Annotated in this window: 11 protein-coding genes and 2 pseudogenes; 6 read left to right on the forward strand and 7 right to left on the reverse strand. The window is 63.3% G+C overall.

All coding sequences use genetic code 11. The features are described from left to right. Positions 1 to 255, forward strand: a pseudogene (locus RAC97_RS23415) (DUF3077 domain-containing protein); the annotation flags it as partial. Between the two features lie 622 nt (positions 256 to 877). On the opposite strand, the pseudogene RAC97_RS23420 reads toward RAC97_RS23415, so the two are convergent. From RAC97_RS23420 to mqo, 6 genes and pseudogenes are all read right to left on the reverse strand, one after another. Then, positions 878 to 991, reverse strand: a pseudogene (locus tag RAC97_RS23420) (transposase); the annotation flags it as partial. A gap of 30 nt (positions 992 to 1021) precedes the next feature. After that, positions 1022 to 1420 carry a hypothetical protein gene (locus RAC97_RS23425; RefSeq protein WP_375102018.1) on the reverse strand — a complete coding sequence of 133 codons (399 nt, stop codon included), beginning with the start codon at positions 1418 to 1420 and terminating at the stop codon, positions 1022 to 1024. Then, complete coding sequence (locus RAC97_RS23430; protein ID WP_375102017.1) at positions 1413 to 2813, reverse strand: PAAR domain-containing protein; 1401 nt, start codon at positions 2811 to 2813, stop codon at positions 1413 to 1415. Before RAC97_RS23430 ends, RAC97_RS23425 begins: the two co-directional genes overlap by 8 nt. Positions 2814 to 3276: 463 nt before the next feature. Beyond that, positions 3277 to 4488, reverse strand: coding sequence for a multidrug effflux MFS transporter (locus RAC97_RS23435; protein WP_375102016.1), 1212 nt, complete (start codon positions 4486 to 4488; stop codon positions 3277 to 3279). Beyond that, a complete protein-coding gene (locus RAC97_RS23440; RefSeq protein WP_375102015.1) occupies positions 4485 to 5051 on the reverse strand; it encodes a TetR/AcrR family transcriptional regulator in 567 nt (188 codons plus the stop codon). Before RAC97_RS23440 ends, RAC97_RS23435 begins: the two co-directional genes overlap by 4 nt. A 211-nt stretch (positions 5052 to 5262) precedes the next feature. Beyond that, a complete protein-coding gene (gene mqo, locus RAC97_RS23445) occupies positions 5263 to 6906 on the reverse strand; it encodes a malate dehydrogenase (quinone) (protein ID WP_375102014.1) in 1644 nt (547 codons plus the stop codon). Between the two features lie 395 nt (positions 6907 to 7301). Between mqo and choX the strand changes: the two genes are divergently transcribed. From choX to RAC97_RS23465, 4 genes are all read left to right on the forward strand, one after another. Continuing rightward, positions 7302 to 8237 (forward strand): choline ABC transporter substrate-binding protein, encoded by a 936-nt coding sequence (gene choX, locus RAC97_RS23450; protein ID WP_375102013.1) that lies wholly within the window; start codon positions 7302 to 7304, stop codon positions 8235 to 8237. A 58-nt stretch (positions 8238 to 8295) separates the two neighbouring features. Next, a complete protein-coding gene (locus RAC97_RS23455; protein WP_375102019.1) occupies positions 8296 to 9195 on the forward strand; it encodes an alpha/beta hydrolase in 900 nt (299 codons plus the stop codon). 137 nt (positions 9196 to 9332) lie between these two features. After that, on the forward strand, positions 9333 to 9764 hold the full coding sequence (locus RAC97_RS23460) for a PaaI family thioesterase (protein ID WP_375102012.1): 432 nt from the start codon (positions 9333 to 9335) through the stop codon (positions 9762 to 9764). A gap of 4 nt (positions 9765 to 9768) precedes the next feature. Then, positions 9769 to 10788, forward strand: a complete 1020-nt coding sequence (locus RAC97_RS23465) for a zinc-binding dehydrogenase (RefSeq protein ID WP_375102011.1) — start codon at positions 9769 to 9771, stop codon at positions 10786 to 10788. Here RAC97_RS23465 and RAC97_RS23470 read toward each other — a convergent pair. Beyond that, positions 10775 to 11248: a MarR family winged helix-turn-helix transcriptional regulator gene (locus RAC97_RS23470; protein WP_375102010.1), complete on the reverse strand. Its 474-nt coding sequence runs from the start codon at positions 11246 to 11248 to the stop codon at positions 10775 to 10777. The genes RAC97_RS23465 and RAC97_RS23470 overlap by 14 nt on opposite strands. 195 nt (positions 11249 to 11443) lie before the next feature. Here RAC97_RS23470 and RAC97_RS23475 point away from each other — a divergent pair, with 195 nt between their 5' ends. Further along, positions 11444 to 11848, forward strand: coding sequence for a DUF2946 family protein (locus tag RAC97_RS23475; RefSeq protein WP_375102009.1), 405 nt, complete (start codon positions 11444 to 11446; stop codon positions 11846 to 11848). Positions 11849 to 11895: the final 47 nt, after the last annotated feature.

The following is an 11895-nucleotide window of genomic DNA, read 5'->3' on the forward strand; positions in this document are numbered from 1 at the left end:
ACTAAACCCGACGTGACCGTTGGCGTCGAGACATTCTGTGAAGCGGGTGAAAAGTCGATGCACCTGTTCCGAGTTACACCCGGCGTGCCGTTCGATGATGCCTATGAACAGGTTTCGGTACTGCTGGGGTACATCAAGCATCTGGTGCATGAAGGGGATATGGAGAATGACCATAAGTTGCTGGGCGCGGCGAATTACCTGAGTGCGTTTGCCAAAGCGATCATGGATGACATTGGCGATTGCCAGAACCAGGTCGCACTAGCAGAATCCGTTCTTATCAGCCCTTGCGATAGGGCTGACAAGAACCACACGGGCGCCTTAAGTCATGATTTAACAAACCTTACAAAAGACGTTAGAGCTATCATTGTCAAGCCCCCTCCAACCAGGCAATAAGTGCTAACTTGCATTATCCGCTTCAGATGTACAGGAAACTCATTGCTGTCCTCGGCATTTAACCATCCCTGACGGAGCCCAAGCGATGGCCATATCACGCCAAGGCTCATGGAACTGACAGTAATCATTCGAGACTTCAACCCTAGAGTGCCCCACATCGCAATTCCCTCGTGGAGCCCGCGGCTGCGGCGAAAGGCGTGGCACATGACACTAAAGTTTCGAGGGGTCGTGACATAGATATTTAGAACCCCACCAACACTCATCACCAAGAAAGGTATGCATAACAAGGCTAAACGGAGGGTAGCGGGTGCCCCGCTGATATCAATCATAAGTATTCTCATAAATTATCTCGCCAGCCCACTCACCCGTCGCGCCACCGCCCCGGCATCGCCCCCGGTGCTCCGGCCTTGGACCAATGGTGCACCAAGCCCATGGTGGAAATACCCAGGCCTTTGCGCAAGCTTTCATGCCCGCCCATATTCAGGCTGATGAAGTCGGGTGAAACGTCGGTTCCATACTGCTCGAACAGAAAGGCCCGGATCTCTCTGACCGTCATTCCACGAGCGTACATGGCGATGATCTTGTCATCGAAACCGGACACGGGCGCCTTACATTCATTCTCCAAAAATCATGACTTAACGAACTTTACAAAAGACGTTAGAGCCACCATCACTATCAAACCAACAACCAAGCAATAACTACTAACTTTCATTATTCGCTTCAAATAAACGGGGAACTCATTGCTGTCTTCGGCATTTAACCATCCACGACGGAGCCCAAGCGATGGCCATATCAAACCAAGGCTCATGGCACTGACAATAATCATTCGTGACTTCAACCCTAGAGTCCCCCAGAGCGCAATTTCCTCATAGAGCCCGCTGCTACGGCGAAAGGCATGACACATGACACTAAAGTTACGAGGGGTCGCCACATAAATATTTAGAACCCCACCAATAATTAGCACTAGAAAAGGTATGCCCAACAAGGCCAACCGCAGCGCAGCGGGTGCGTCACTCATATCAATCATCACTATTCTCATAAACTATCTCGCCGATCCACTCCCCCGCACCGCCACCGCCTTCCCCACCTGCGAAAGAACCCGTGCCAACCAACGCGATGCCACAGATGGCTTTGCCCCACATACCAAATTTACAAACAGCCTTTACAGCTACGCCACCTGCTGAGCCACCCAAAACGCCACCGATCAAACCACCCGTAAAACTCCCCGTCTCGGTAAACCTAACCTTCTTGCACTCCTCGGTTTCTCCAGCTCTGCACACCTCCTGCACTTTCAAGTAAGACGAAGTCGCCCCCAACCCCACAGCGACACGCCCGCCATACTTCAAATACTTCGCCGTCTTCGCCACCTCATCCAGATGCGTTGCATACCCCGGTATCGCCCCCGGTGCTCCGGCCTTGGACCAGTGGTGCACCAAGCTCTTGGTTGAGATGCCCAGGCCTTTGCGTAAACTTTCATGCCCGCCCAAATTCAGGTACTTGCCTAGAAACGCACTGCGTAACTGGGCATCCAACTGCTGGTACAGCGCACTGCGCGACGCGAAGAACTCGGGGCTTTTCAAATGGCCATGCAGCGCGAACTCGCGCTGATGCAACGCCTCGATGCCCTTGAGCGTGTCATGGACCTGCCCCAGGCCCTTTTCCAGCATGTCCTTGCCCACCCCCATGGACGTGCTCGCCCCACTCAACACCCCGGCAATCTCACCGATGTGCTCCATCATGAAGTTGGCTTCTTCCTCGCTAAGCATCGCCAGCGCCTCACGCGCACGCTCAGCAGCCTGCATCAACTGCGCCTCTTCACGCGTACAGGATTGGTGGTTGTCGGGGTCGCCAATGACGAAGATTTCGCCCGCCTTGAAACCCTGCTCGAAGGTCGGGTTCAAGCGCTGGAGCCGGGCGATGGGTAGCGTTGAATCGTGCGTGAGCAATTGGGCCAGCACCTGCGGGCCAGACATGCTGCGCGGCACGATGTAGAAGCCAGGCTCCAGTGCCGCTGGCGAAGCGCTCGCGCTTGGGGAGAAATACGCCTTCGCGGGTGATGCCGAGGGCGCCTGGAATGGCCGGGCGGGCGCTGCAGGCGCCGCAGAGGTTTTGAATGGTTGTGCGACCGGCACCCCACCGGTCAGCGGCGCCACGACACGGTTGTTGCCACTGGGGCAGCCGCAATCTACCAACGCACCGTCCACCGCCACGGGTCGGCCGTTAGAGATGAAGAACGGCACCCCTTCGACAATGGTGCCGACCTTGCCGCACTCAGGGCACGGCGTGGTGCTGTCACCCTGGCGCAGCACCTCCCGACCGTTCGAGCGATAGCCAACACCGCTGGCAATACAAACGGCACCGGTGGTCGTGGTATCGCCATCCAGCGCCTGGCCTTTGCCATTCAAATTGACACGAAGCATGTGCAGGTTCCTTTGCTTGAAAGCCTGGGAACCTAGCAGGTGCAAGGTGAGGGATTGCCTAGGCGATAACGAAAGAGACGCTTCCTACACTCGGGCCCGACAATTCACGCAAGCCTTAGATTGCACGCCGGAGTGGCTGTGCAACGGGCTCTTTGCTGCTGCGACTTGCGCACAACGCAAGCGCCTCGGTGCATGGCACCGGCTACGCCGGTGTTCGCGGGCGAGCCCGCTACAGGGGGTGGCGCCGCTCCTGAAACAGCGCAGGACGTGTAGGAGCGAGCTTGTTCGCGAACCAGGGCAAAGCCCTGGCCATACTCCGCGGTAGGCTTTCGCAAGCAATGCCTACACCGACCCGAACCGCAGCCCACCAGCTCCCGCAGTTACAGCTCAACCCAGCCCCGTAACAGGTCGTCATCGATGCACAGCTACCAGACACCACCTCTTGCTTCGGTCTAGAGCGGCGTCAGCCCGCAACTGGCGCTACCTTTTCCCGCGCCGCTGGCAGCAGGAACAGCACCAGCGCCGCCCCTGTGGCCAGCGCCAGCACCTGGGCCAACGACACGCTGGCCAGCTGCGGCAACGACAGCGCCAACGACGACGCGACCGCCGCCATGCCCATCTGCAGAAAGCCGATCAGCGCCGAGGCAAGGCCCGCTTGGCGCGGAAACGGCTGCAAGGCCACCGCCGTACCTACGGGGTTGGCCAGCCCCATGCCGAACAGGAACACCGTCATCGCCAGCGAGAAGCTCGGCAGCGTCAGGCTGTGCGCCCAGGTCATCAGCAGCAGCGCGCCCAGCAACGCCAACCCCGCCCCCACCGGCATCACCTTGCCAGCGCCAAAGCGATGTACCAGCCGCGGCGACAGCAACCCCGCCGCGAAAACCACCAGTACGGTGAGCGCGAAGAACACCCCCAGTTGCAACGCCGACAGCCCCAACTGCCCCATCAGCACGCCCGGCGCACTGGCGAAGAAGGCGTACAGCGCACCGATCACCAAGCCCACCGCCAGGGCCGGGCGAATGAAACGCCAGTCGCTGATCAGGCCGAGGTAGCCACGGGCGACCACGCCCAGGGAAAGGGGCGAACGCATGACCCACGGCAGGGTTTCGCCCACCCGCACAACGTACAAAACCCCCACCAGCACGCTGAGCGTACCGACGAACACGAACGCCGCGCGCCAGCCGAACCAGGTATCCAGCAGCCCGCCGATCAGGGGCGAGAAACCTGGCGCCGAGGCCATGATGACCATGGTGAACGCCAGCACCTTGGCCAGCGCCTCGCCGTCGAACAGGTCGCGGGCGATCGCCCGCGCCAGCACCGACACCGCGCACACGCCCAGGGCCTGTACCACCCGGCCGGTAATCAACACCGGCAACGATTCGGCCAAGCCGCAGATGGCACTGCCGATCACGAATACCAGCAACCCACCAAGCACCACCGGCTTGCGGCCGAAGGTATCGGCCAGCGGCCCGACCAGTAGCTGGCCGGCAGCGAAGGTGATGAAGAAGCTGCTTAGGATCAGCCCCATGCCATGGGCGTCGGCCTGCAACGCCTGGGCGATGGCTGGAAAGGACGGCAACATGATGTTGGTCGACAACGCGCCCAAGGCGGCCAGTCCGCCGAGCAGAAACAGCAGGCCGGCGCTGACCCGGCGTAGCGATTCGACCTGGCTCATGCCTTCGCTCCTTGCTGGGTCACGGCGTGCTGCGCCGCGTGGCGCAAGCCCTGGGCAAGCGCAGGGTCATCCACCGCACGTGACAGCACCAGCCCGCCCACCAGGGTGGACAGCGTGGCCATCGCCCGTTGCCGGTCGCCGTCGAGCAATTCTTCGAGGATACCGAGGAAAGCTTCCACGCCTTGGGTGAACTCACTGCGCACCTCAGGCCCCTGGCGCGCGGCATCCGGCGCCAGGGCAGCCAGTACACAGCCCTTGGCGCTGGCGTGCTGGTGGCGGTCGGACAGGTAGAAGCTCGCCAACGCCGCCAGGGCGCCGTCGGGCGAGGTATCGAGGGTAGCGCGCCAGTAGGCGGCGTTGTTCGCCAGGCCCTGCTTGCAGGCCTGGCCGATAAGGTCGTCCTTGGATTGGAAGTGGCCGTAGAAGGCACCGCGGGTCAAGCCTGCGGCCCGCATCAGGTCGTTGATGCCAATGCCGTCGAAACCTTTTTCGCGGAAAAGCTGGCTGGCCGAATCGAGGATCCGGTCACGGTTCAAGGCGTTCTGTTCTCTGCTGACCTTCATGGAAGCGGTCCGTGGCGGCGGGAATATTCAGGATGATCGACATGATTAGTAATAATGTCAATCGACATGATTGAAGCGCGATGCATTCACCGCGAACCGCGGCAAAGCCCCCAAGCCATGCACCACTGAGATTCCTCCGCCTCACACACAAACAAAAAAGCCACGAGGCCGCCGTCAGGCGACCTCGTGGCTTTCGCCGACGCAAGGGACCTTACAGGGCCATGTCGTTGGCCGCCTTGCTTTCCACCGGTGCAGTGGACTGCCCGGCAGTACCGGTGCCGACGCTCTGGTCGATGACCGGAGGCTTCTCCAGCTGCAACACCTCGGCGGTGTAGTTCCAGCTCTTCTGCACCGCAGCCGGCGAGTCGTTCAGCTTGGTGCCGTAGCTCGGCACGATCTCCTTGATCTTGGCCTGCCACTCAGGGGTCGCGACCTTCTCCTTGAACACCGTCTCCAGCACGTGGAGCATGATCGGTGCGGCGGTCGAGGCGCCTGGCGAGGCACCCAGCAGGCCTGCGATGGTACGGTCCTGGGAGGCCACGACCTCGGTACCCAGCTTCAGCACGCCGCCCTTCTCTTCGTCACGCTTGATGATCTGCACGCGCTGGCCGGCCTGCCACAGGCGCCAGTCTTCCTTCTTCGCCTCGGGGAAGTAGGTTTGCAGCGCAGCGAAGCGGTCATCGTCAGACTGCATCACCTGGCCTGCGAGGTATTCCACCAGCGGGTACTGCTCGATACCCACGCGGGTCATCGGCCAGACGTTGTGCATCGTGGTGCTGCTCAGCAGGTCCAGGTACGAGCCGTTCTTCAGGAACTTGGTCGAGAAGGTGGCGAATGGCCCGAACAGGACCACGCGCTTGCCGTCCAGCACGCGGGTATCCAGGTGCGGAACCGACATGGGTGGCGCGCCGGTCGAGGCGATACCGTAGGCCTTGGCCATGTGCTGCATGGCAACGGTCGGGTTCTCGGTCACCAGGAACGAGCCGCCTACCGGGAAGCCGGCATATTCCTTGGCTTCAGGAATGCCCGACTTCTGCAGCAGCTTCAGCGCGCCGCCACCGGCACCGATGAACAGGAACTTGGCGTCGGTAGCAGTGGTGGTACCGTCCTTCAGGTTCTTGTACTCGACGTGCCAGGAGCCGTCCTTGTTGCGGGTGATGTCCTGCACTTCGCTGGACAGCTTGAGCTTGAAGTTGTCGCGGCTTTGCAGGTGGCCGACGAACTGGCGGGTGATCTCGCCGAAGTTCACGTCGGTGCCGATCGGGCTCCAGGTCACGGCCAGCTTCTGGCTCGGGTCGCGCCCTTGCATCATCAGCGGCACCCACTTGGCGATCTGCGCGTGATCCTCGGAGAACTGCATCGAGCGGAACAGCGGGCTTGCCTGCAGCGCTTCATAGCGCTTCTTCAGGAAGGCGATGTTGTCGTCGCCCCAGACGAAGCTCATGTGCGGAGTGGTGTTGATGAACGAATGCGGGTTCTTCAGCACGCCCTGGCGAACCTGCCAGGACCAGAACTGGCGCGACACCTGGAAGGCTTCGTTGATTTCGATGGCCTTGGAGATGTTGACCTTGCCGTCCTTGTCCATTGGCGTGTAGTTCAACTCGGCCAGCGCGGAGTGGCCGGTACCGGCGTTGTTCCAGCCGTTGGAGCTTTCCTCGGCGACGCCATCGAGGCGCTCGACCATTTCCATCGACCAGCTCGGCTCCAGCTCGCTGAGCCAGACGCCCAGGGTGGAACTCATGATGCCACCGCCGATCAGCAGTACATCGACTTTCTTGGCCTCGTCGGCGTGCGCTTGCATGAAGCTCGCCGCGATGGCCAGACCCAGCAAGGTCTTGCCAGCTTTCTTGAACATTGATCACTTCCAGTCAGTGAGAACGGAGGGCCTGTGGCTGGCCCCGGTATTTCTGTTCTTCAGCGCAGGCTTGTTGTGATCATTGTACGGCAGCCAGAGAACCCTTCCGCGAAACAGCCTTGCCTGATTGACGGGCGCAGCTGAAACGGTTGCGGATTGTAACTGAAACGCCAGCGCAAACAAATTGGCGACCGCGCCGTCAACGCGGCGGGTTGTCTCATGGTGCCAGCCAGCACCTGCCAAGGCCCCGGCACAGGTCGCCTGGGTTCAATTGCAGGTCGCCAGGGTGCGATATTTGGTCGCAGGCCGCCCGTAATCTGGCAAACGGCCACTGCTGCGCAAGGCCATGACAGAACAACCAATACCAGTGCCGCAAAGGCCTTAGGGGAGAAGTCATGAAGCGTTCGATCACTGCGGCCGCCTGCGTCGCGCTGTTGAGCATCACCAGCAACACCTGGGCCGCAGAGCCTGCAGCCTGCCAGAACGTGCGCATGGGCTCGGTGAACTGGACCGACGTGGTGGCCAGCAGCGCCGTCGCCCACGTGCTGCTCGAGGGGCTGGGCTACAAGGTCAAGCAGACCAGCGCCTCGCAGCAGATCATCCTCGGCGGCATGGCCGAGAAACGCCTGGACGTGTTCCTCGGCTATTGGCAGCCGACCATGCGCCCCGTGGCGCAACCCTACCTGGACAAACAGCAGATCGAGGTGATCAGCCCCGCCACCCTGGATGACGCGCAGTCCACCTACGCCGTACCGGCCTACGCCTATGACGCCGGGCTGAAGACCTTTGCCGACATCGCCCGGTTTCGCGACAAGCTGGGCAACAAGATCTACCTGATCGAACCGGGCAGCGGCATGAACCGCATCACCGCGCAGATGATCGGCGAAGACACGTTCGGCCTGAAGGGCTTCCAAGGGGTCGAGTCCAGCGAGGCGGGCATGCTCGCGGCGGTCAAGCGGGCGGTGAACAAGCAGGAGTGGGTGGTGTTTGCGGGCTGGAAGCCGCACCCGATGAACTTGCAGATCGACATGAAATACCTCTCCGGCAGCCAGGATGCCTTCGGCCCGGACGAAGGCTCGGCCACGGTCTCGATCATGACCGCCGCCGGCTACCAGCAGCAATGCGCCAACGTCGCCAAGCTGCTGCACAACCTGCGGTTCACCAGCCAAGGCGTGAGCGAGGTGATGGAGCCAATCCTGGCCCGGACCGCGCCACTGGACGCCGCTCGCGCCTGGCTCAAGGCCCACCCCGAGCATGTGCAGGCCTGGCTCGACGGCGTTACCACTTTCGATGGCAAGCCCGCCACACCGGCCTTGCTGGCAGCCCAATAGAATGCACGCTGGAAAAGGAAGTCCCGTGAGCCCATCGCCCTATCCACTCTCCGCCGGCATGAAGGCGTTCATCGAGCACACCCGCAGTTTCGCCGCGCGGGATGCCAGCCTGGCCGCACAGCGCGACGCCTATTCGCGCATGGCTGCCGCCTTCACCCCGGCGCAGCCACCTGACCTGCAAGTACGCGACCTGCTGTTGCCGGGGCTGGCGCCGCTGCGCCTGTTTCGTCCGTCAGGCGATGCGCCCGCCAGTGGCTGGCCTGCGCTGTTGTTCCTGCACGGCGGCGGCTGGATGCTGGGCGACCTCGACTCCCATGCGTTCTTCTGCGCCGAACTGGCCGCCCGCCTGCAACTGCTGGTGGTGGCGGTGGACTACCGGCTGGCCCCGGAACACCCCTTCCCCGCCGCCCTGGACGACAGCCTGGCGGCCTGGCGGGCGATACGCGACGGCACCTTGCATGAGCCCATCGACCGTGGCCGCCTGGCAGTGCTGGGCGACAGCGCAGGCGGCAACCTGGCCGCGGCCCTGTGCCTGGCCCTGCGTCAGGCCGGTGAACCCCAGCCACGCTTGCAAGCCTTGGTATACCCGGCGCTGGGCGACGACGACACCGGCTCACGCCACGCCTGCGCAGACGCCCCGCTGTTGTCGACCCAGGACCTGCACGACTGCCTGGCCAGCTACCTGCCCGACCCTTCGCAGCGCTGCCAGCCCTTGGCGCTGCCCTTGCACGCCCAGGACCTTTGCGGCCTGGCGCCAGCCTTCGTCGGCGTCGCTGAGTTCGACCCGCTGCGCGACGACGGCCTGCACTACGTTCAGCGGCTTCGGGCGGCAAACGTGCCTGCACGCTACTTCCCAGGCCCGGGGCTGGTACATGGCTGCCTGCGCGCGAGGGCGTTGCCGGAAGTACAACCGCTCTACCAGGCGTTGTTCCAGGCCCTGGAACACAGCCTCCGGTAGCGTGACGGTTCTGCCATGATGGCGGCAGATTCGTCACCGCCCTTGTCATATCAACACTGTTGACCCGAAACGCCCCGCGCCATTAGCGTGGCCATGTTCCTGTTTGCATCCGTACCCCTCTACCGGAGCAGCCGTTCATGACCGACACCCCTACCTCAGGCCTGCAAGCCCTGCACGCCTTGATCCGCGGCGACCTGCCCGCGCCCTCTATCGGCCAGACCATGGGCATGACCGCCGTGGACGCGGCACCAGGGCGCATCACCCTGCATGCGCGCCCCGACAAGCGCCACCTCAACCCGGCAGGCGCGGTGCATGGCGGCTTCGCTGCCACCTGCCTGGACGGCGCTGCAGCATTGGCGCTGTTCTCGACCCTGGAAACCGACACCGCCCACGCCACCGTCGACCTCAACGTCAAGTACGTGCGCCCCCTGCGCAGCGGCCAGCTGTATCAGGTGCTGGGTTGGGTGGTGGAACGCACCCAGAGCCTGGCGATCTGCGATGCGCAGGTGGTCGACGACAGCGGCAAGCTGTACGCCAAGGCCACCACCACCTTCGTCATTCGGGGGTGATGCCATGCGCGAACTGATCGTACGCGGCCCCGGGCAACTGGCCTGGGAGCAAGCCCCTTCGCCCAAGCTGTCCAGCGCTCGCAGCGCACTGGTACGGCCCATCGCCTCGGCCTCATGCGACCTGGACCGGCGCCTGATCGCAGGGGTCACGCCCTTCAAGCCACCCTTCGCCCTGGGTCATGAATGCGTGGCCGAGGTGCTGGAGGTGGGAGGCGAAGTGGCCAGCGTGCGCCGTGGCGACCTGGTCTCGGTGCCCTGGAAGATCGCCTGCGGCGAATGCCCGCAGTGCCACGCAGGACGAGGCACCGCCTGCACCTCGGTGCCGCGCCTGGCGGCCTATGGGGTGCCGGCCGGTGGCAACTGGGGAGGGTTGTTTTCGGAAGTTGTCGAGGTGCCCTTCGCAGACGCGATGCTGGTGCCGCTGCCGCCCGCTCTTGACCCGCTGGCAGTGGCCAGCGCCAGCGATAACCTGACCGACGCCTGGGTCGCCACCAGCCGCCCGCTCGCTGCGCGGGAAAATGCCCGGGTGCTGGTGGTCGGCGGCACCGAGAGCCTCGGCGTACTGGCCGTACAGATGGCCAACGCGGCGGGCGCTGCGAGCGTGGACTACCTCGACGACAACGACTACCGCCGCGAATTGGCGATGCGCAGCGGTGCCAACGTGGAACTGCAGCCGGTGCTGGACGAGCGCTACGACGTGGTGGTCAGCGCCACCCGGGATCCGCACGCGCTGCACCGTGGCCTGCTGGCCCTGGCCCCAGGCGGGCACTGCTCGTGTATCGGCATCATCTTCGACGACCCGAAGATCCCGCTGTTCGGCATGTACCTGCGTGATGTCACCTTGTCAGTAGGGGTGTGCCACGTGCGCCCGCACATCCCGAAAGTGTTCGACCTGGTTGCCAGCGGGCGCTGCGATCCTCTGCTGGTGAGCCCCACCGTGGTGCCCTGGCAGGAGGCACCGCAGGCCCTGATACAGCCGCTGGCCAAGTGCATCGTGGTGCGCGAACGCATCACCGCTGGTTGAGGTGCCCGGCCAGCGATAGCATCACCGCCTGCCAGGCCTGCTGGCCGTGCCCGTCGGTCTGGGCGAACGCCTCGCGCAGCAGCTTGCGCTCAAGCTCCGTGGCGTTGCGCTCCACCTCCCGGCCCGGCTCGGTCAGCGCCAGCAGCTTGAAGCGGTGCCGCCCCGGCTCGCGGCTGTAGTGCACCAGTTCGCGTTCGAACAGGTGCGACAACGGGCGGTGCGCCGCCTGCTTGCTGACCCCCAGGGTGGCCGCCAGGTCCCCCACGCTGAGGTGTTCGGCGCGGGCGATGACGTACAGGATACGATGGTGCACCCGCGACAAACCCAGGGTCGCCAGGTAAGCGTCGGCTTCCACCGTCAGCCCGCGAAAGCCAAAGTGCAGCAGCTCCAGGGCGTGGTCCAGCGGGTCCAGCGACGTCATGCGCACGGCAGCGGTATTGATCTTTTTTTCGATAACCATGGTGTCCTCGACAGGGCTGCGACGAAGCCTAAGGTTTTCTGTGCGCCACGGACAACTGCCCAGGTCGAGCCGGCCTGTGTAAATTCCTACCTTCCCCTGCGCATGCTCCTAACCTCCCAGCAGGTCTTTTCAGATGATGCAAAGGCTGTAGAATCCGCTCGCCTAAACCGTTCCCACTCCATCCGAGCATTTCCGATGAAGCTGGCCCGCCAGACCCGCTCGCAAATAGCCTGGGTGCTGTATTTCAGCATCCTGTTCAGCTCATTGCTGTGTGCAATGGGTCATGGGCAAATGGCCGGCCTGCGCCTGAGTGGCCTGGGCGACGCGGCATGGTGTGCGACGGACAGCAGTGACACGGCGTTCGGCAGCCACCACGGCAGCAGCCACGACAGCGACGACATGGCAATGCCCAGCGGCGCTGACTGCATGATCACCAGCCTGTTCTGCGCCACCCTGCTGGCCGCGTTCTTCGGCCTGCTGGCGCTGCTTGCCGGCGAAGCCACCCGCCCTTTGCCCAGGCAACCCGCGCCAGCGTTACCCAAGCAACGCTGGCCGTTAGTCAACCCTCGCGCCTCCCCCGCCCTGCTTCCCGCGCTCTGACATCGCCACGCCTCGCGGCCGCCTCGTCGGCCGCGCGCGTGCCGCTA

This window comes from Pseudomonas sp. LS_2 (genome assembly GCF_042709235.1).
Taxonomy (GTDB): Bacteria; Pseudomonadota; Gammaproteobacteria; order Pseudomonadales; family Pseudomonadaceae; genus Aquipseudomonas.